Genomic DNA, 20,223 nt, shown 5'->3' with positions numbered 1-20,223 from the left:
GGACAAAAGCCCCGGAGGTCAGACCGCGGCCCGGACCCCTCCGCCGATCACGCCACCTCCTCCGGGTCGATCTCCCTCAGCTCCCCGTCCAGCAGCAGCCAGCGGGTGATCCCGATCGACTCCAGGAACTGCAGGTCGTGACTGGCGACGATCAGTGCTCCCTCGTACGAGTCCAGAGCCGTCGTGAGCTGGCGCGCGCTCGCCATGTCCAGGTTGTTCGTCGGCTCGTCCAGCATCAGGAGCTGGGGGGCGGGCTCCGCCAGCATCAGGGCGGCCAGGGCGGCGCGGAACCGCTCGCCGCCCGACAGGGTCGCCGCCGGCTGGTCGGCGCGCGCACCCCGGAACAGGAAGCGGGCCAGCCGGGCACGGACCCGGTTGTTGGTGGCGCCCGGTGCGAACCGGGCCACGTTCTGAGCGACCGTCAGCTCGTCGTCGAGGACGTCGAGCCGCTGCGGCAGAAAGCGCAGCGGTACGTGCGTCCTCGTCTCCCCGGACACCGGGGCCAGTTGCCCGGCGATCGTCCGCAACAGGGTCGTCTTGCCCGCCCCGTTGCGCCCGATCAGCGCGACCCGCTCGGGCCCGCGCAGATCGAAGGAGCCCGCGCTCGCGCCGTACGCCAACTCCAGGTCCAGGAGCGTCAGTACGGTACGCCCGGGCGGTACGGCCGTGTACGGCAGGTCGACGCGGATCTCGTCGTCGTCCCGTACGGCCTCCACCGCCTCGTCGAGCCGCTCCTTCGCGCCGGCGAGCCGCTCCTCGTGCATGATCCGGTGCTTGCCCGCCGACTCCTGGGCGGACCGTCTGCGCGCCCCCATGACGATCTTCGGCTCGCGCTTCTGCTCGAACATCTTCTGTCCGTACTTCTTGCGGCGGGCCAACTTGACCTGGGCGTCGGCCAGTTCGCGCTTCTGCTTCTTCAGGTCGGCCTCGGCCACGCGCACCATGCGCTCGGCCGCCTCCTGTTCGGTGGTGAGTGCCTCCTCGTACGCCGAGAAGTTGCCGCCGTACCAGGTGACCTCCCCCGAGCGCAGGTCGGCGATCTGGTCGACCAGGTCCAGGAGTTCGCGGTCGTGGCTGACCACGATCAGCACGCCGGGCCAGGAGGAGACGGCCGCGTACAGCCGTCGGCGTGCGTACAGGTCCAGGTTGTTGGTGGGCTCGTCCAGCAGGAGGACGTCCGGCCGGTCCAGCAGCAGCGCGGCCAGCCGCAGGAGGACCGCCTCGCCGCCCGAGACCTCGCCGACCGTGCGGTCCAGGTCGATGTGGCCCAGCCCGAGTTCGCCGAGTGTGACCAGGGCGCGTTCCTCGACGTCCCAGTCGTCGCCGATCGTCTCGAAGTGCGCCTCGGTCACGTCACCCGCCTCGATGGCGTGCAGCGCGGCCCGCCGGGCGGAGATGCCGAGCACCTCCTCGACGCGCAGCGCGGTGTCGAGGATGACGGTCTGCGGGAGGTGGCCGACGTCGCCCGCGACGCGGACGGTGCCGTCGCTGGGCTGCAGTTGCCCGGCGATGAGCTTCAACAGGGTTGATTTTCCTGATCCGTTGACGCCGACGAGCCCGGTGCGGCCGGGGCCGACGGCGACGTCGAGACCGTCGAAGACGGCGGTGCCGTCGGGCCAGGCGAAGGACAGGGAGGTGACGGCGACGGAAGTGGTGGCTGACATGTGGCCTCGCGGTTGCTTGGGTCGGTCGGGGCAAACGCGTGTCGAGACACCGGCGGGCGGCGGGAGAGTTCTGGTGCACGGACAAGGTCCTGCTCCGGAGGGAGGCACGGACGGCTCGAACACCGAGGTCGCACGCTGCGCGGACACACCACTGGAGGGTGTGGGGCGCGGTGTCTCAGGACCTCAGTAGAGCAACGTCCTTCTCCAATTCGACGGCAACAGGACCGCTGCAAGCGTAGGAAGAGGCGTTTCAGGCTGTCAAAGCATTAAACGGGGCGGGGACCGTCACAGGGCGTCGCGCATCAGCTCCGCGAGGTCGCGGTCCAGGTCGGTCTGCAGATGCTCCAGGCCGACGGGCACCAGCTCGGTGGTGGCCGCCAGGAAGTGCCGCAGTTCGCCGGAGCGGACATGCACGACCGCGGTCCCCTCGGGGGCGTGGAACTCCAGCACCGTACGGTCGTAGCCGTACGGCCGCACTCGTACGTCGCCGTGGCCTTGCGGCTCGCGCATGCCGTCGGCGAGGAGTTCCCGGGAGAAGGTCCAGCAGACCTCCACGCCCTCCAGTGTGGCCGGCGCGGGGAAGGTCATCCGGACCGCGAACGGGTCGCTCCGGTCGTAGGTGAGCGTTGCGGGAATGCTCGTCATCCGCGGTGCGGCGGCGACGAGACGGGCTTCTACGAGCTGCTCGATGACGGTGAACAACGCCTTGCTCCCTTGTGACGGTTGGCCGGACTCCGGGATGGAACGGTCCGCACACTGAGAGAGACGCTGGAATGAGCCAATCAGTGCACCTGAATTTCGAGTGACCTCTGTCACCGAGTTCATTCACTGCTACCTTCGCCCGCCATGAGGATCATGGTGATGCAGAGACAGAACAGGCGTACGAGTCGGATCGGGCGAGCGATGACGGCGGGCGCGTACGCGGCGGCGCTCGCCGCCGTGGCCGCCGGGCCGGCCGCACCCGCACAGGCCTACGAGGGGACAGGCGCCGTTCCCGGTGCCGTGCACCGCGCGCCGCACTGGGCGCCGAAGGACAGCGGCGCCGCCGACGTCCGCTTCCGGGGACTGTCCGCCGTCAGCCGCGGTACCGCCTGGGTCGCCGGGACCCAGGGCACCGTCCTGCGCACCACCGACGGCGGAACGAGCTGGCGAAACGTCTCTCCGCCGGGTGCGGCCGAACTCCAGTTCCGCGACATCGAGGCGTTCGACGCGCGGCGCGCCGTCGTCCTGGCCATCGGCGAGGGTGAGGCCTCCCGTGTCTACCGCACCGACGACGGCGGCGAGACCTGGACCGAGTCCTTCCGCAACACCGACGCCAGGGCCTTCTACGACTGCCTCACCTTCTTCGACAGCCGCCACGGCCTCGCGATGAGCGACCCGGTGGACGGGAAGTTCCGCATCCTCTCCACCGCCGACGGCGGACGCTCCTGGAAGGTGCTGCCCGGCGCCGGCATGCCGGCCGCGCTGGAGGGCGAGGCGGGCTTCGCGGCAAGCGGGCAGTGCCTGGTGAGCTCGGGGCCGCGGGACGTGTGGCTGGCCACGGGCGGTGGCGCACGCGCACGCGTGCTGCACTCCGCCGACCGCGGCCTCAACTGGACGGCCACCGACACCCCGATACCGGCGGGCGACCCGGCCCGTGGCGTCTTCGCGCTCGCCTTCCGGGACCGCACGCACGGACTGGCCGTCGGCGGCGACTACCGCGCCGACCAGGCCTCCCCGCGCGCGGGTGCGTCCACCGCGGACGGAGGCCGCACCTGGACGACTGCGACCGCACCGCCGCCCGCCTACCGCTCCGGCGTCGCCTGGCTCCCGTACAGCCGCACGGCAGCGCTCGCGGTCGGCCCGACCGGCACCGACCTCACCACGGACGCGGGGCGCACCTGGAAGACCGTCGACACGGGCTCGTACGACACCGTGGACTGCGCCCCCGACCTGGGCTGCTGGGCCGCGGGCGAGAAGGGCCGGGTGGCACGGCTCGAATCCTGAGACGCGGGTACCCGTTCACCGAACCGGCACGAGAGAGCGGTACGAGCCGAGGGAGTGAACGGTCATGCCACGTGGTGCGAGCCCCAAGCGGGAACGCCAGTACGAGCACATCAAGGACAGTGCGCTGGACCGGGGCGAGAGCGAGAAGCGCGCCGAGGAGATCGCCGCGCGGACCGTCAACAAGGAACGCGCCCGGTCCGGCGAGGCCAGGACCGCCGGCCGTACGTCCACCCAGGACATGTCGTCCGCCCGGCGCGGCGGACAGCGCTCCCACCAGGGCGCCCAGGGGCCGACGTACGACCAGCTCTACGAGGAGGCCAGGAAGCGGAACGTGAACGGCCGCTCGGGGATGAACAAGGAGCAGCTGAGGAAGGCCCTCGGCGACAAGTGAGGCGGGGCCGGCTCGTACGCTCGTCGTCACCATGGAGATGAAGACGACGACCGTACCCGTTCCGGCTGACTGGCCCACGACCGAGGAGCGGGCCCGCGCGGTCCAGGACGAGCTGCGGCTGCGGGTGGTCCTGGACGAGCCGGGCCCGCCGCCCGGAACGGGGTACGTCACGGGTGTCGATGTCGCCTACGACGACGAGCGGGACCTCGTCGTGGCCGCCGCGGTCGTCCTGGACGCGGCGATCCTCGACGTGGTCGCCGAGGCCACGGCCGTCGGACGGGTTCCCTTCCCGTACGTGCCCGGCCTGCTCGCGTTCCGCGAGATCCCTGCGGTGCTGGCCGCCCTGGACGCGCTGCCCGTCCCGCCCGGCCTCGTCGTCTGCGACGGCTACGGCCTGGCCCACCCGCGCCGCTTCGGGCTCGCCAGCCATCTCGGCGTCCTCACCGGCCTCCCCACGATCGGCGTCGCGAAGAACCCGTTCACCTTCGTGTACGAGGAACCGGGCGCCCGGCGCGGATCGGCGGCCCCGCTGATGGCGGGCGCGGAGGAGGTCGGCCGCGCCCTGCGCACCCGGGACGGGGTCAAACCGGTGTTCGTCTCGGTCGGTCACCGCACGGCCCTCGACACGGCCTGCGCCCACACCCTCGCGCTCACCCCGGAGTACCGCCTCCCGGAGACGACCCGCCGGGCGGACGCCCTGTGCAGACGGGCACTGAAGGAAGCCACCGCCTGACGGAGGCGCCCTCCGGAGGCGATCCGCCGGTCAGCCGATCGCCTCGGACGGCCGGACGGCCGGAAGGTGAGGCGGTCGGACAGTCAGGTGATCGGGTGATCATCTGAGTACGTGTTCTGAGTATCTGTACGGATGCCGGCGGGCCCGGGCTGTCGGCAGGCTGTGCCCATGACCACGCACCGAGCCCCGAAGCCCGTCGCCAGTCCCGCACAGCCCGTCGAGCGCGCCGTCACGGCCGCGCTGATCGTCGCCGTACTGGCGGGACTCGCCTGGATCGTCGGCATGATCTACACGGTCACGGGCTGGGCCCAGTAGGCCCCTGGGACGCCTCGGGTGTCCCGGCCGGTCAGCTGCCGGCCGCGACCCGGAACGTGATCCCGGCCTTGCGCAGGCGCTCGATCAGCGCGTCGCCCATCGCCACGGCGGTGGTGACCTGACCGGCCGTCGCCGGCAGGTCGTCGAAGGCCAGGGAGAGCGCGGACTCGGCGAACATCTTCGCCGTCTCGTCGTAGCCGGGGTCGCCGCCCGCGACCTCCGTGAACACCCGCCGTCCGCCGCCCTCGCCCACGAACCGCACCGAGAACCAGCTCTTCGCGCGCCGCTCCGCGCTCGGCCCGTCACCCGGCCGGAGCCGCCCGGACAGCCAGCGCCGCGCGGGCGGCAGCTGGGCCGCCGCGAACACCGCGCCGGCCGCGGCGACCCCGCCCACCGCGAAGGGCAGCCGCCGTACCGCCGCGTAGTGGCGGTAACGGAAATCGGGCCCGTACCGTTCCAGCGCGCGTGCCGAGCGCACCACGACCTGCGGGTCGATGGTGGGCAGCGGCAGCGCCCAGGCGTCGACCTCCTTGGCGTACCTGGGTGCGCCCGCGGGGGCGGTCGCCCGGCGCCCCAGCAGCCGCGGCTCGTGGCGCCGGCGGTCACGTGCCGCGGACAGCATCTGCGGTCCCCGGGAGAACTGGTTGAGGGCCGAGGCGAAGGTGCCGCCCGAGAACATCGCGTCGCTGCGCACGAACCCGTCCACGGTCAGCGGCACCCCCTCGGGCAGTTGCGCGACCGTGAAGTAGGCGCCCAGGTCGTGCGGGATCGAGTCGAATCCGCAGGCGTGCACGAGCCGGGCGCCGGTCTCCCGCGCGCGGGTGTCGTGCCGGACGTACATCAGGTCGACGAACTCGGGCTCACCGCTGAGGTCGAGGTAGTCGGTGCCGGCGTCCGCGCAGGCGGCGACCAGCTCCTCGCCGTACGTCAGATAGGGGCCCACCGTCGTGGCCAGCACGCGCGTGTGCCCGGCGAGAGCGCGCAGCGAGTCGGGATCGGACACGTCCGCCTCCAGGGCGCCGACCTCGGCTGTCCCGCCGACTCCCACGAGGCGCTCGCGCAGCTGCTCCAGCTTGTCCTTGCTGCGGCCGGCGACCGCCCAGCGCAGACCGTCGGGCGCGTGCGCGGCGAGGTACTCGGCGGTGAGCGCGCCGACGAAGCCCGTGGCTCCGAACAACACGATGTCGTACGGGCGTTCGACCTTGCTCGACCTGCTCATGACACCCCTTGCTGTGCATCCCGCGCCGTTGTCGGTGGTCGAGGCTAGCGTGAGGTGGATCGATCTCGCGCGGCCGGTCGCTGTCCGGAACGCGGCGGCTTGGCCAAGCGCTTGCTTAATCAACGTCCTGCGAAACCTTGTGCGGAGTGGAACGCGTTCCTAGCATCGCTGGTGTCGCATCGGTTGTGTCACGGGAGTGGGGGCTCGATGTCAGTCGCGGGGACGGCAGGAAGCGGCCCGCTCGCCGGAGTGCGGGTGGTCGAGCTGGCGGGCATCGGACCCGGCCCGTTCGCCGCCATGCTCCTCGCCGACCTGGGCGCCGACGTGGTCCGGGTGGACCGGCCCGGGCGCACCGGACTCTCCGTCGACCCCGAGTACGACGTGACGAACCGCAACAAGCGGTCGGTGATCGTCGACCTGAAGGCGCCCGACGGACCCTCCCGCGTCCTGGACCTGGCCGCCCGCGCCGACATCCTCGTCGAGGGCTACCGCCCCGGCGTCGCCGAGCGCCTCGGCATCGGCCCCGAGACCTGCCACGCCCGCAACCCGAGGCTCGTGTACGGCCGGATGACGGGCTGGGGCCAGGAGGGGCCGCTCGCCCGCCGCGCCGGCCACGACATCGCCTACCTCGCCCCGACCGGCACCCTCGGCCTGATCGGCAGCCCGCACGAACCGCCGCCCGTCCCGGCCAACCTCCTCGGCGACTACGCGGGCGGCTCCCTCTACCTCGTCGTCGGCGTCCTCGCCGCCCTCCACCACGCGCGCGCGACCGGCGCGGGCCAGGTCGTGGACGCCGCGATCGTCGACGGCGCCGCCCACCTCGCCACGATGATCCACGGCATGCTCGCGGCGGGCGGCTGGCAGGACCGGCGCGGCGCCAACCTCCTCGACGGCGGCTGCCCTTACTACGGGACGTACGAGACCGCCGACGGCCGGTACATGGCGGTCGGCGCGCTGGAGCCGCAGTTCTACGACGAGTTCCTCGACCTGCTCGGCCTCCCGGAGCACTCCGGCGCCCGCAAGGACATCGCCCGCTGGAACGACCTGCGCGAGGCCGTCACCGCCCGCTTCAGAACCCGTACGAGGGACGAGTGGACGGCCGTCTTCGAGGGCTCCGACGCCTGCGTGGCGCCCGTCCTCTCGCTGCGCGAGGCCCCGCACCACCCGCACCTGGCCGCCCGCGGCACCTTCACCGACCACGGCGGCATCACCCAGCCGGCCCCCGCGCCCCGTTTCTCCGTCACCCACACGTCGATCCACAGCGGCCCCGCCCAGCCCGGCGCCGACACGGCCGACGTGGCGCGCGACTGGGACATACCCAGACTCCTGCCCGACGGCGGCTGACCGCTGACCCTCTGCCGGCCCCGCTCGCCCCATCCCACCCCGAAAGGCCCACCAGTGAGCACCGAAGCGTACGTGTACGACGCGATCCGCACCCCGCGCGGACGTGGCAAGGCGAGCGGAGCCCTGCACGGCACCAAGCCCGTCGATCTCGTCGTCGGCCTCATCCACGAGATCAGGAACCGGTTCCCGGACCTCGACCCGGCCGCGATCGACGACATCGTGCTGGGCGTCGTCGGACCGGTCGGCGACCAGGGCTCCGACATCGCGCGGGTCGCCGCGGTCGTCGCCGGGCTGCCGGACACGGTGGCCGGCGTCCAGGAGAACCGCTTCTGTGCGTCGGGCCTGGAGGCCGTCAACATGGCCGCCGCCAAGGTGCGTTCGGGCTGGGAGGACCTCGTCCTCGCGGGCGGCGTCGAGTCGATGTCACGCGTGCCGATGGGCTCGGACGGCGGCGCCTGGTTCAACGACCCGATGACCAACCTCGCCGTCGACTTCGTGCCGCAGGGCATCGGAGCCGACCTCATCGCCACCGTCGAGGGCTTCTCGCGGCGCGACGTCGACGAGTACGCGGCCCTGTCCCAGGAGCGGGCGGCGACCGCGACCAAGGAGGGCCGCTTCGAACGGTCCCTCGTCCCGGTGAAGGACCGCAACGGCCTCGTCGTCCTCGACCACGACGAACACCCGCGCCCCGGCACCACCGCCGACTCCCTGGCCCAGCTGAAGCCGTCGTTCGCGGACATCGGCGACCTGGGCGGCTTCGACGCGGTGGCGCTGCAGAAGTACCACTGGGTGGAGAGGATCGACCACGTCCACCACGCGGGCAACTCCTCCGGCATAGTGGACGGTGCCTCGCTGGTCGCCATCGGATCCCGGGAGGTCGGCGAGCGCTACGGGCTGCGTCCGCGCGCGCGGATCGTCTCCGCCGCCGTGTCCGGCTCCGAGCCCACCATCATGCTCACCGGCCCGGCGCCCGCCACTCGCAAGGCGCTCGCCAAGGCAGGGCTGACCATCGACGACATCGACCTCGTCGAGATCAACGAGGCGTTCGCTGCCGTCGTCCTGCGCTTCGCCCGGGACATGGGCCTGCCCCTCGACAGGATCAACGTCAACGGCGGCGCCATCGCGCTCGGCCACCCGCTGGGCGCCACCGGCGCGATCATCCTCGGCACGCTCATCGACGAACTGGAGCGCCAGGACAAGCGGTACGGCCTCGCCACCCTGTGCGTGGGCGGCGGCATGGGCATCGCGACGATCGTCGAGCGGATCTGAACTCCCGGCGGAATCAGCCGAACCGGCCGCGTCATTCACACCGGCGGTCCTGGCGGCACCAAGAGACTTCTGAGCTTCTACGGAGATCCCTGTCATGACACAGAGCACCACCATCCGCTGGGAACAGGACCGCACCGGTCTCGTCACCCTCGTCCTCGACGACCCGGCCCAGTCCGCGAACACCATGAACCAGGCGTTCCGGGACTCCCTCGCGGTGGTCACCGACCGTCTGGAGGCCGAGAAGGACACGATCCGCGGCATCATCCTCACCTCCGCCAAGAAGACGTTCTTCGCGGGCGGCGACCTGCGCGACCTGATCCGGGTCACCCCCGAAACGGCCCAGGAGCTCTTCGACGGCGGCCTCGCCATCAAGCGCGACCTGCGCCGCATCGAGACCCTCGGCAAGCCGGTGGTCGCGGCACTGAACGGCGCGGCCCTGGGCGGCGGCTACGAGCTGGCGCTGGCCTGCCACCACCGGGTCGCGCTCGACGCGCCGGGTACGAAGATCGGCTGCCCCGAGGTCACCCTGGGCCTGCTGCCCGGAGGCGGCGGGGTCGTCCGTACGGTACGTCTGCTGGGCATCGCCGACGCGCTGCTGAAGGTGCTGCTCCAGGGCACCCAGTACAGCCCCCAGCGCGCCCTGAAGAACGGCCTGGTCGACGAAGTGGCCGCCACCCAGGACGAGTTGATGGCCAAGGCCCGCTCCTTCATCGACGCCAACCCCGAGTCGTGGCAGCCCTGGGACAAACCCGGCTACCGGATCCCGGGCGGCACCCCCGCCAGCCCCAGGTTCGCCGCGAACCTGCCGGCCTTCCCCGCCAACCTGCGCAAGCAGACGAACGGCGCGCCCTACCCGGCGCCCCGCAGTATCCTCGCGGCGGCCGTCGAGGGCGCCCAGGTCGACTTCGAGACCGCACAGGTCATCGAGGCCCGCTACTTCGTGGAACTGGCCGCCGGACAGACGTCGAAGAACATGATCCAGGCGTTCTTCTTCGACCTCCAGGCCGTCAACTCGGGCGCCAACCGGCCCAAGGGCGTCGAGCCGCGCCAGGTCCGCAGGGTCGCGGTCCTCGGCGCCGGGATGATGGGCGCGGGTATCGCCTACTCGTGCGCCCGCGCGGGCATCGACGTGGTCCTCAAGGACGTGTCGGCCGAGGCGGCGGCCCGGGGGAAGGCCTACTCCGAGAAGCTGTGCGCGAAGGCCGTCTCCCGGGGGCGTACGACCCAGGAGAAGGCGGACGAACTGCTGGCCCGGATCACGCCGACCTCGGATCCGCAGGACGTGGCCGGCTGCGACGCGGTCATCGAGGCGGTCTTCGAGGACCCGGCCCTGAAGCACAAGGTGTTCCAGGAGATCCAGCACCTCGTCGAACCGGACGCCCTGCTGTGCTCCAACACCTCCACGCTGCCGATCACCGCCCTCGCCGAAGGTGTCGAACGCCAGGCCGACTTCGTCGGGCTGCACTTCTTCTCGCCGGTCGACAAGATGCCGCTCGTCGAGATCGTCAAGGGCGAGCGGACGGGGGAGGAGGCGCTGGCACGGGCCTTCGACCTGGTGCGCCAGATCAGGAAGACCCCGATCGTGGTCAACGACTCGCGCGGTTTCTTCACCTCACGGGTCATCGGGCACTTCATCAACGAGGGTGTGGCGATGGTCGGCGAGGGCATCGAGCCCGCGTCGGTCGAACAGGCGGCGGCGCAGGCCGGTTACCCGGCGAAGGTGCTGTCCCTCATGGACGAACTCACGCTGACGCTGCCGCGCAGAATCAGGGCGGAGACCAAGCGGGCGGTGGAGGAGGCGGGCGGTACGTGGGTGACGCATCCCGCGGAGGCGGTGATCGACCGCATGGTGGACGAGTTCGGCCGTACCGGGCGGAGCGGGGGCGGGGGCTTCTACGAGTACGGGCAGGACGGCAGGCGGGCCGGGCTGTGGCCGGGACTGCGCGAGCACTTCACGCGCGAGGACGCGCGGATCCCCTTCGAGGACATGCAGGAACGGATGCTGTTCTCGGAGGCGCTGGACACGGTGAGGCTGCTGGAGGAGGGCGTGCTGACGTCGGTCGCCGACGCCAACATCGGCTCGATCTTCGGGATCGGGTTCCCGGGCTGGACGGGAGGTGTCCTCCAGTACATCAACGGCTACGAGGGCGGCCTTCCCGGGTTCGTCGCCCGGGCGCGCGAGCTGGCCGACCGGTACGGGGAGCGGTTCGCTCCGCCGGCGCTGCTGCTGGAGAAGGCGGCGAAGGGGGAGGGTTTCGGGGACGGCTAGGGTTCCCCGCCGCCCCCGTCCTGGGGGCGGCGCTCCCAGACCCCCGCTCCGGCCCCGAACGACCTCTTCCTCCTCAAACGCCGGACGGGCTGGAAACGTGCACGGAGTTCGTCGCCGAGATCTCCTTCCAGGACTTCGGCTCGACCGGTACGGCCGACGCCCGTGCCGCCGGAGCCGCCGGTTTCGACGCCTGGAACAGCCAGGTGTCGAACAGCGCCCCCAACGACTCGCCGGACACCTGCTCGGCGTACGCACGGAAGTCGGCGACGGACGCGTTGCCGTACGCGAACTTGGTGGGCCACCCCTTCAGGACCGCGAAGAAGTCCTCGTCGCCGATCTCCTTGCGCAGTGCCTGGAGGGCCAGTGCGCCCCGGTCGTAGACGGCCAGGTCGAACTGGTTGTCGGGCCCCGGGTCGCCCGGCTTCACGGTCCAGAACGGGTCGTCCGCCGGGTGCAGGGCGTACACGTAGTCGGCGAGTTCCTGTGCCGTGCCCTCGTCCTCGTGCTCGGACCACAGCCACTGGGCGTACCGCGCGAAGCCCTCGTTGATCCAGATGTCCTTCCAGCCGGCGACCGACACGTCGTCGCCGTACCACTGGTGGGCCAGCTCATGGACGACGACGGAGACGTTCGTGCCGTTCGCGAACTGGCGCGGGCTGTAGAAGGGCCGCGTCTGCGTCTCCAGGGCGTACCCGGTGGTCGTGTTCGGGACATATCCGCCGAGCGCGTTGAACGGGTAGGGGCCGAAGTACCCGGCCAGCCAGTCCGCCACCTCCCCGGTCCGCTCGATGCTCGCCCGCGCCGCCCCGTAGTTGTCGCCGAGGTCCTTGCTGTAGGCGTTGACCACCGGGATGCCGCTCTCGGTCGTCCCGGTCGTGAGGTCGAACCGCCCGACCGCGAGGGTGGCGAGATACGTGGCCTGCGGCTTGTCGGACCGCCAGTTGTAGCGGGTCCAGCCGAGGCGTGAACTCGTCGACTGGAGCGTGCCGTTGGAGATCGCCTGCGAGCCGTCCGGGACGAGCACCGAGACGTCGTACGTGGCCTTGTCGAGCGGATGGTCGTTGCTGGGGAACCACCACCAGGCGGACTCGGGCTCGTTGGCGCCCACGCCGCCGTCCGGAGTGCGGTGCCAGCTCGTGAAGCCGTACGCCTGCTTCGACGAGGGAACTCCGCTGTACCGCACGACGACGGTGACCGCCGAACCCTTGGGCAGGGGAGTGCGCGGAGTGATCTCCAGTTCGTGCTCGCCGGAGGTGGCGAAGGCCGCCACGGCGCCGTTGACACGGACCTCGCCGACGTCCAGCAGAAAGTCCAGATCGAACCGTGAGAGATCCTGGGTGGCGGTCGCGAGAAGGGTGGCGGTGCCCTCCAACTCGTCGGTCGCGGGCTGGTACTTGAGCCGCAGGTCGTAGTGCGAGACGTCGTATCCGCCGTTGCCGTACGCCGGGTAGTAGGGGTCGCCGATGCCCGGTGCCCCGGGGACGTAGCCCGCGGCCGATGCCGGGATCGCCAGCAGCAGGGAGGCCGTGAGCGCGCCGGGAGCGATGAGTCTGCGGTGCACGAGAGCTCCAAGTCGTAGAGACAGTCGTAGTCGTGGGGGGAGGGTGAGTCTGTCCGGAGCCTATTCATTCGCTGTGCCCCGGCATCTGTCCACGGCCACCGGTGTCACACGATCGCCATTCGGCCGCCACACACCGTCCGCCTCACAGGCGCTTCTCAGCCACTTCATCGCCACCGCACCCCTCCCGCCCCTCAGCTGCCCTCTTTTGTACGGGAGTTGACCGATGTACCGTCCGCGCATGCCGATACGCACGCGCTCCACGACCTGGCGAACGCTCGCGGCGGCGGCCACCGCCGCCCTCACGGCCGCCCTGCTCACCCCGGCCGTCGCCCACGGCGCCCCACGGGAGCCACGGGAGAGCAGACCCGTCTACTCCTACGACAACGCGATCCGTGAGGCCGTCTGGGTGGACACCGGACTCGACGGTGACAGCGACGGGAAGAGCGACCGCGTCGCCGTCGACATCGTCCGGCCGCGCGAACCCGCCGCGCAGGGCCGCAAGGTGCCCGTGATCATGGACGCCAGCCCCTACTACTCCTGCTGCGGACGCGGCAACGAGGGCCAGCGCAAGACGTACGACGCCGACGGCAACGTTGTCCAGATGCCACTGTTCTACGACAACTACTTCGTGCCGCGCGGCTACGCCTTCGTCGGCGTGGACCTGGCCGGCACCAACCGCTCGGACGGCTGCGTGGATGTCGGCGGACGCTCCGACATCCAGTCCGCGAAGGCCGTCGTCGACTGGCTCAACGGCCGCGCCAAGGGCTACACGAGCCGCACCGGCACCGACCGCGCCAAGGCGGCCTGGACCAACGGCAGGACCGGCATGATCGGCAAGAGCTACGACGGCACGATCGCCAACGGTGTGGCCGCCACCGGCGTGCAGGGCCTGAAGACGATCGTCCCGATCAGCGCCATCTCCTCCTGGTACGACTACTACTTCGCCAAGGGCGCCCCCCTCTACGACTCCGGCCCCGAATGGCTGTCCGACTACGTCGAGAGCCCGGCCGCCCGCGCCAAGTGCGCCGCCGTACAGCAGAAGATCGTCGACGGAGCCCCGCGCACCGGCGACCGGACCTCCTTCTGGACCGAGCGCGACTACGCGAAGGACGCCAGGAAGGTCACGGCCAGCGTCTTCGTCGTCCACGGCCAGCAGGACCTCAACGTCCGCCCCAAGCACTTCGGCCAGTGGTGGGACGCCCTCGCGAAGCACGGCGTCGAGCGCAAGATCTGGCTCTCCCAGACCGGCCACGTCGACCCCTTCGACTTCCGCCGCGCCACCTGGGTCGACACCCTGCACCGCTGGTTCGACCACGAACTCCTCGGCTACGACAACGGCATCGACGACGAGCCCATGGCCGACATCGAACGCCACCCCGACCAGTGGGTCACCTCGGCCGTCTGGCCGCCCCGCACCACGCACACGGTGACCCTGCGCCCCGGCACCGGCGACCGGCCCGGCGTCGGCACCCTGGGCCTGCGGGGGCGGTCCGGCACGGCGACGTTCACCGACGACCCGAGCCTGAGCGAGACCGACTGGTCGGCCCAGGTCGACAGCCCGACGCCCGGCAAGGCCGGCTTCCTCACCGAGCCGCTCACCAAGGACCTGCGCGTCTCCGGATCGTCCACGGTGACGGTGACAGCCACCCCGAGCACCTCGACGGCCCATCTGACCGCCGTCCTGGTCGACCTCGGCCCCGACACCATCCGGGACTACGCCGACGGCGCCGAAGGCATCACCACGCTCACCGACCGCACCTGCTGGGGCCCGAGCACCACCGGCGACAGTTCCTGCTTCCGCTCGACGCAGGCGAGGACGACGCCCGTCGACTACACGATCTTCAGCCGTGGCTGGGCCGACCTGGGCAACCACGCCTCGGCCACGAAGGGCGTCCCGCTCACCCCGGGCAAGCCCTACACGATCACCCTCGACCTGCACGCGAGCGACCACGTCGTCCCGGCGGGCCACCGCCTCGCCCTGATCGTCGCGGGCACGGACAAGGACCTCATCGACCCCCCGTCGACCACCCCGACCCTGACGCTCGACCTGTCCCGTACGACGGCCAGGGTCCCCCTCGTCGGCGGCGCGGGCGCCTTCGCGCGGGCCACGGCGGGCGCCGCCGCGGCCACTCCGAGCCCGTCCCTCCTCGACGGCGTCCGCGACCCGCGCGCCGCCCACCGCATACCGGGAGCCGTATGAAACCGCGCCCGGCAGCGCTGATCGCCGCCGCCCTCGCCGCACCCCTGCTGTCGGTCCCCGCCCACGCGGCCGACGACCGAAGCCGGCCCCCAAGCACCGGATTCGAGCAGACGAACGGTGCCCGCTGGACCAGCCAGGCCGAGGAACAGGACTTCCTGGCCGCCGTCGACCGGGGGAGCGCCCGCGTGACGCTCACCCGCATCGGCACCACCGAACAGAACCGTCCGCTGCAACTCGTACGCATCGGCGAACGCCCCACCACCCGCACCGTGCTGCTCATCTGCAGCCAGCACGGTGACGAGCCGTCCGGCCGCGAGGCCTGTCTCACGACGATCCGCGACCTGGCGTACGCCAAGGACGCCCGGACGAAGGCGTTCCTGTCGCGCACGACCCTCCTCGTCGTCCCCACCGCGAACCCCGACGGGCGGGCCGCCGACACCCGGGGCAACAGCGACGGCGTCGACATCAACCGCGACCACCTGTCCCTGCGAACGGCGGAGGCACGGGCGATGGCGGCGGTCCTCCGCGACCGCCGACCCGACGTCGTCTACGACCTGCACGAGTACGGGGCCACGCCGCTCTACTACGACAAGGACCTGTTCGACCTCTGGCCGCGCAACCTCAACACCGATACGGCAGTGCACACCGAGGCACAGACCCTGTCGCAGACGTACGTACGACCGGCAGCCCGGAGCGCCGGGTTCACGACCGGCACGTACGGCATCTGGACCGACCCCGTCACCGGTGACCCGATCCGGCAGGTCGCCGGGGACGGCCAGGAACGCATCCTGCGGAACATGTCCGGCGTGAAGCACGCGGTCGGGCTGCTGATCGAGAGCCGGGTCGAGCCGCTGACCGAAGGGACACCGGAGCCGGACAACAACAGGCGTCGCGTGAACTCCCAACTAGCCGCCCTGAAGGGGCTGTTCAGCTTCGCCGGGGAGCGCGGCAGGCAGGTCGACGCGGCCACCGGAGCCGCCCGGCAGGCCGGATACCGGGACACCGGGCCCGTCTACCTCGGCGGCGCGGACAACGACCCGGCCGAACCCGCCGAGGTGATCGAGAACCCGCCGTGCGGCTATCGGCTCACCGGGGACCAGTACACGGAGGTGGCCGACGAACTGGCGCTGCACGGAGTGCGGGTACGGCCGGACAACAGCGGGGACGGGGCCTACGTCCCGCTGCGCCAGTCGCTGCGCGCCCTCGTCCCGCTGCTCCTCGACGAGCGGGCGCCGTACCACCTGACGGCGGGGCGGCCGGACGACGACTGCTGAACGGGCCGGTGTCGTTGGAACACGGGTGAGCACCCGCGCCCCTTTCAGGGGCGCGGGGAACTGCGCGACCAGCCCCCCACGGGGCGGCAGGGACACCACCCACCCAGCCCGCCGGTCGCTCAGCCCTCGCAGAGCCCCGCAGCGTCCCGCGCGCACCCCCACGCGACCGTGATCCCCGCACCGCCGTGCCCGTAGTTGTGCACCAACACCTGCCCGCCGGGGAGGAGTTCACGGTCCAGCCGCACCGCGTCGCGGGTGGGCCGCAGCCCGATCCGGTGGCCGATCACCCGCGCCCCGGCGATCTCCGGCCGCACCGCCGCGCAGCGCCGCACGATCTCCGCCGCCACGGCCGGATCGGGCACGAGCGACCACTCGTCCTCATCGGCCGTGCCGCCCAGGATCAGGCCGCCCGGCTGCGGGAAGAAGTACGTGGTCTTCGCGTCGCCGTGCCCCGCCGCCGTGAACCACGTCGTGATCCCCGGGTTCTCCACGACGACCAGCTGCCCCCGAACGGGACGCACCGCCGGATCGGGCACGAGCTCGCGCGCCCCGAGCCCCGTGCAGTTGACGACGACATCCGCCCCGCCGGCCTCCGCGGCCTCGGCGAGATCCTCGACGGACCGTTCCTCCACCACGCCGCCCGCCGCGCGGAAACGGTCCCGCAGCCACCCCAGGTGCACCGGCATGTCGATCAGCGGCAGCCGCGCCCGGAGCCCTTCGTCCGTCTCCCGCAGCTCGGGTACCCGAGCGGCCCACGGCCCCAGCCCGTCCAGCCGCAGCCCTTCCTGTACACCCTCGACCATGCGTACGCCCGTCTCCCCGGGCCGGTCCGCCAGTTCCGCGTAGACCGACAGCGAGACGAGCGCCCACTCCCCGGCGGACGCCTCCGGCTCGATCCGGTACGGCCACCACAGCGCACCCGCAACTGCCGAGGTGGTCCGCTCGGCGGGCTCCCGCGTCCACACCCGGACCCGGCGCCCGCGCTCGGCCAGCACCACCGCCGTCGTCAGGCCGATGACCCCGCCGCCGACCACGATCACTTCGCCACTCCGCCGCTTCTCCACCGGGGGACCGTAGCGGAATATGTCATGCCGTGCTCAGACCGGTCCCAGTCTGGGGATACTCACACCATGTCTGCCGACTACGCGACCTTCGGCCTGGCACCGGCGATGCGTGCCGGGGGAGTCCTCGCCAACGGTGACTACCAGGTCCACCGGGACTTCCTCGACTTCATCGTCGACGGCCGCCCCCTCCTCCACCAGCTGTCCGACCTCGACGCGGTCTCCCCGCTCGCCTCCGACATCCCGCCCGCGATCTTCACCGCCCAGGTCCGCGGCCTGCTCCTGGAGGCCGAAGCCCCCCTGGCGGGCGGCCGGTACATCATCTACGGCTGTCCCGAGTGCGCCGACCTGGAGTGCGGCGCGGTGACGGCGGCCATCGAGAAGGACGGCGACGACTACGTGTGGCGCGACTTCGCCTGGCAGACGGACACCCATGCCGACCTGGAGCTCAACGGCTACCACGGCATCGGGCCCTTCCGCTTCCCGGGCGCCGCGTACCGGGAGGCGCTCGGCTCCCTCCTCGACACCGCGGAGACCACCGAGGCGGCGCACTCCGCCGGATCAGGTGCGGCCCGCCGCCGGGTCCTGCTGATCGGCGCCCGCGTCGCCGTCCTCGCCAAGCTCGCCGCCGCGCTGCGCACCATCGGCATCGGCGCGGACATCACCAGGGACGCCACGGACGTTCCCGCCGACGAACTGCGCGGCTACGGAGCCGTCGCCTTCGGCCACGCGATCGACGAGGAGGAACGTGCCGCCGTACGCCGCGCCTTCGACCGCGCCGGCGTCGAGGTGGCGTACGTCGACGCTCTCGCCCCGATCGTCCCGCTCCTCGTCGCCCAGATCGAACACGCCCTGGACCGCAGCCCGTTGGAACAACGCCGGCTCACCCGCCTGCTGGCCGCCGACGGAGCGGCGGGCATAGAGGTCAGCTCCACCTGCCGTGTCCACCTCACCGCGTACCGCCTGGACCGTCTGTACCGCACCCACACGCTCGACGTCTTCGACGGCATCCTCGAACCCGGCCGGCACCGTATCGCCCTGGACGCGAAGGCCGTGAAGGGCGATACGTTCATCGTGGCGCGCACGTCGGGAACCGTGCTGGTGGAGCCGATGGCCCGGTGAAATCCCGGACGCGGCGCACCGCGGGCGGCAGCTAGGATCGGCGTTCTGATGACTGCCACTCTCGTCGCCAAGAACCTCGCCGCCGGCCACGGCGACCGCTCCCTCTTCTCCGGGCTCGACCTGGTCGTCGCGCCCGGAGACGTGATCGGTCTCGTCGGTGCCAACGGCGCGGGCAAGTCCACGCTGCTCAGGATGCTGGCCGGGCTGCTCCCGCCCGAACAGGGCGAACTGCGCCTGTCCCCGCCGAGTGCGAGCGTCGGCCATCTCCCGCAGGAGCCGGAGCGCCGGGAGGGCGAGACCGTCCGCGACTTCCTCGCCCGCCGCACGGGCGTGGCCGAGGCCCAGCGGGTGATGGACGAGGCGACGCAGGCGCTGGTCGACGGATCCCCGGGCGCGGACGACGCGTACTCGGAGAGCCTGGAGCGGTGGCTCGACCTCGGCGGCGCCGACCTGGACGAACGGGCGGAGGAGGTCGCCGGCTCGCTGGCCCTGACCGTGGACCTGGACCAGCCGATGACGTCCCTGTCCGGCGGCCAGGCGGCAAGGGCGGGCCTCGCCTCCCTGCTCCTCTCCCGCTACGACGTCTTCCTCCTCGACGAACCGACGAACGACCTGGACCTCGACGGCCTCGAACGCCTGGAACGCTTCGTCAAGGGCCTGCGCGCCGGCACGCTCGTCGTCAGCCACGACCGCGAGTTCCTCACCCGCACGGTCACCAAGGTCCTCGAACTCGACCTGGCCCAGCAGCAGATCAAGCTGTACGGCGGCGGCTACGAGGCCTATCTGGAGGAGCGGGACGTCGCCCGCAGGCACGCCCGCGACGACTTCGACGAGTACGCCGACAAACGGTCCGCGCTCCAGGACCGCGCCCAGATGCAGCGTGGCTGGATGGACAAGGGCGTCAAGAACGCCCGGCGCAAGGCGAACAACGACAACGACAAGATCGGCCGCAAGTTCCGCAGCGAGGCCAGCGAGAAGCAGGCAGCGAAGGCCCGCCAGACCCAGCGCATGATCGAACGGCTGGACGTGGTCGAGGAGCCGCGCAAGGAGTGGGAACTGCGCATGGAGATCGCGGCGGCCCCGCGCTCCGGCTCGGTGGTCGCGACCCTGCGGGACGCGGAGGTGCGCCGAGCGGGCTTCACGCTCGGCCCGGTGACCGTGCAGATCGACTGGGCGGACCGGATCGCGGTCACGGGCGCGAACGGCGCCGGAAAGTCGACCCTGCTGGGGGCCCTGCTGGGCCGTGTCCCCCTGGACGCGGGCCACGCCACGCTCGGCTCGGGCGTCGTGGTCGGCGAGGTGGACCAGGCCCGCAAGCTCTTCCTCGGCCCAGAGTCGCTGCTGGACGCGTTCTGCGAGGCGGTGCCCGACACGGAACCGGCGGAGGTCCGCACGCTCCTGGCCAAGTTCGGCCTGAAGGCGGAACACGTCCTGCGCCCGGCGGCGACCCTGTCCCCGGGCGAACGCACGCGGTCGGCCCTGGCACTCCTCCAGGGCCGGGGCGTGAACCTCCTGGTCCTGGACGAACCGACCAACCACCTCGACCTGCCGGCCATCGAACAGCTGGAACAGGCCCTCGACTCCTACGAGGGCACGCTGCTCCTGGTGACCCACGACCGCAGAATGCTGGACGCGGTACAGGTGACGCGCCGCTTCGAGGTGACGGACGGCAAGGTGTCGGAGCTCGCGTAGCCGCAGCGGGTGCGCGACCGCGCCCCTAGGGGCGCGGGGAACCGCGCGACCAGCCCCCACCGGCCCGCAGCAATGAACCACACGAACCACGGAGCGTCTCGCGCCGGGTTGCGCGACCCACCC

16 protein-coding genes are annotated in these 20,223 nt (G+C 71.7%); 11 read left to right on the top strand and 5 right to left on the bottom strand.

What is annotated here, in order from left to right; genetic code table 11:
- Positions 1-47: 47 nt before the first annotated feature.
- Complete coding sequence (locus OG595_RS05655; protein ID WP_329268469.1) at positions 48-1,664, bottom strand: ABC-F family ATP-binding cassette domain-containing protein; 1,617 nt, start codon at positions 1,662-1,664, stop codon at positions 48-50.
- 285 nt (positions 1,665-1,949) lie between these two features.
- Entirely contained in the window at positions 1,950-2,366 is a 417-nt protein-coding gene (locus tag OG595_RS05650) for an SsgA family sporulation/cell division regulator (protein WP_329268466.1), read from the bottom strand.
- 201 nt (positions 2,367-2,567) lie between these two features.
- On the opposite strand from OG595_RS05650, the gene OG595_RS05645 reads away from it, so the two are divergent.
- The 4 genes from OG595_RS05645 (at position 2,568) to mmpA (ending at position 5,089) form a co-directional block, all read left to right on the top strand.
- Positions 2,568-3,650 (top strand): WD40/YVTN/BNR-like repeat-containing protein, encoded by a 1,083-nt coding sequence (locus OG595_RS05645; protein WP_443073322.1) that lies wholly within the window; start codon positions 2,568-2,570, stop codon positions 3,648-3,650.
- A gap of 64 nt (positions 3,651-3,714) precedes the next feature.
- Positions 3,715-4,041 carry a plasmid stabilization protein gene (locus OG595_RS05640; protein ID WP_329268462.1) on the top strand — a complete coding sequence of 109 codons (327 nt, stop codon included), beginning with the start codon at positions 3,715-3,717 and terminating at the stop codon, positions 4,039-4,041.
- Between the two features lie 37 nt (positions 4,042-4,078).
- Positions 4,079-4,774: an endonuclease V gene (locus OG595_RS05635; protein WP_329282675.1), complete on the top strand. Its 696-nt coding sequence runs from the start codon at positions 4,079-4,081 to the stop codon at positions 4,772-4,774.
- A gap of 168 nt (positions 4,775-4,942) precedes the next feature.
- On the top strand, positions 4,943-5,089 hold the full coding sequence (gene mmpA / locus OG595_RS05630) for a morphogenic membrane protein MmpA (protein ID WP_203690270.1): 147 nt from the start codon (positions 4,943-4,945) through the stop codon (positions 5,087-5,089).
- 31 nt (positions 5,090-5,120) lie between these two features.
- Here the strand turns inward: mmpA and OG595_RS05625 are convergent, their stop codons facing one another.
- Positions 5,121-6,308 carry a saccharopine dehydrogenase family protein gene (locus tag OG595_RS05625; RefSeq protein WP_329268451.1) on the bottom strand — a complete coding sequence of 396 codons (1,188 nt, stop codon included), beginning with the start codon at positions 6,306-6,308 and terminating at the stop codon, positions 5,121-5,123.
- A 207-nt stretch (positions 6,309-6,515) separates the two neighbouring features.
- On the opposite strand from OG595_RS05625, the gene OG595_RS05620 reads away from it, so the two are divergent.
- The 3 genes from OG595_RS05620 to OG595_RS05610 all read left to right on the top strand — a co-directional run bounded on the left by OG595_RS05620 (position 6,516) and on the right by OG595_RS05610 (position 11,190).
- Complete coding sequence (locus OG595_RS05620; RefSeq protein ID WP_329268449.1) at positions 6,516-7,652, top strand: CaiB/BaiF CoA transferase family protein; 1,137 nt, start codon at positions 6,516-6,518, stop codon at positions 7,650-7,652.
- A 54-nt stretch (positions 7,653-7,706) separates the two neighbouring features.
- The gene (locus tag OG595_RS05615; RefSeq protein ID WP_329268445.1) at positions 7,707-8,921 is read left to right on the top strand and encodes an acetyl-CoA C-acetyltransferase; all 1,215 of its coding nucleotides are present in this window, start codon (positions 7,707-7,709) and stop codon (positions 8,919-8,921) included.
- A 94-nt stretch (positions 8,922-9,015) separates the two neighbouring features.
- Complete coding sequence (locus OG595_RS05610) at positions 9,016-11,190, top strand: 3-hydroxyacyl-CoA dehydrogenase NAD-binding domain-containing protein (protein ID WP_329268442.1); 2,175 nt, start codon at positions 9,016-9,018, stop codon at positions 11,188-11,190.
- A 73-nt stretch (positions 11,191-11,263) separates the two neighbouring features.
- On the opposite strand, the gene OG595_RS05605 is transcribed toward OG595_RS05610, so the two are convergent.
- Positions 11,264-12,751: a M1 family metallopeptidase gene (locus tag OG595_RS05605; protein WP_329268439.1), complete on the bottom strand. Its 1,488-nt coding sequence runs from the start codon at positions 12,749-12,751 to the stop codon at positions 11,264-11,266.
- Between the two features lie 238 nt (positions 12,752-12,989).
- On the opposite strand from OG595_RS05605, the gene OG595_RS05600 reads away from it, so the two are divergent.
- Complete coding sequence (locus OG595_RS05600; protein WP_329268436.1) at positions 12,990-14,951, top strand: Xaa-Pro dipeptidyl-peptidase; 1,962 nt, start codon at positions 12,990-12,992, stop codon at positions 14,949-14,951.
- A complete protein-coding gene (locus tag OG595_RS05595) occupies positions 14,948-16,225 on the top strand; it encodes a M14 family metallopeptidase (protein ID WP_329268433.1) in 1,278 nt (425 codons plus the stop codon). Before OG595_RS05600 ends, OG595_RS05595 begins: the two co-directional genes overlap by 4 nt.
- 119 nt (positions 16,226-16,344) lie before the next feature.
- On the opposite strand, the gene OG595_RS05590 is transcribed toward OG595_RS05595, so the two are convergent.
- Entirely contained in the window at positions 16,345-17,265 is a 921-nt protein-coding gene (locus OG595_RS05590) for an FAD-dependent oxidoreductase (protein ID WP_329282672.1), read from the bottom strand.
- 90 nt (positions 17,266-17,355) lie between these two features.
- Between OG595_RS05590 and OG595_RS05585 the strand changes: the two genes are divergently transcribed.
- Together OG595_RS05585 and OG595_RS05580 are read left to right on the top strand one after the other, a co-directional pair.
- Positions 17,356-18,408 carry an oxidoreductase gene (locus tag OG595_RS05585; protein ID WP_329268430.1) on the top strand — a complete coding sequence of 351 codons (1,053 nt, stop codon included), beginning with the start codon at positions 17,356-17,358 and terminating at the stop codon, positions 18,406-18,408.
- A gap of 48 nt (positions 18,409-18,456) precedes the next feature.
- Positions 18,457-20,100: an ABC-F family ATP-binding cassette domain-containing protein gene (locus tag OG595_RS05580; RefSeq protein ID WP_329268428.1), complete on the top strand. Its 1,644-nt coding sequence runs from the start codon at positions 18,457-18,459 to the stop codon at positions 20,098-20,100.
- The last annotated feature ends 123 nt before the right edge of the window (positions 20,101-20,223 follow it).

This window comes from Streptomyces sp. NBC_01451, assembly GCF_036227485.1.
GTDB lineage: Bacteria > Actinomycetota > Actinomycetes > Streptomycetales > Streptomycetaceae > Streptomyces.
Note: the sequence above shows the minus strand (reverse complement) of the source record. Positions and strands in the feature narration are given on the sequence as shown.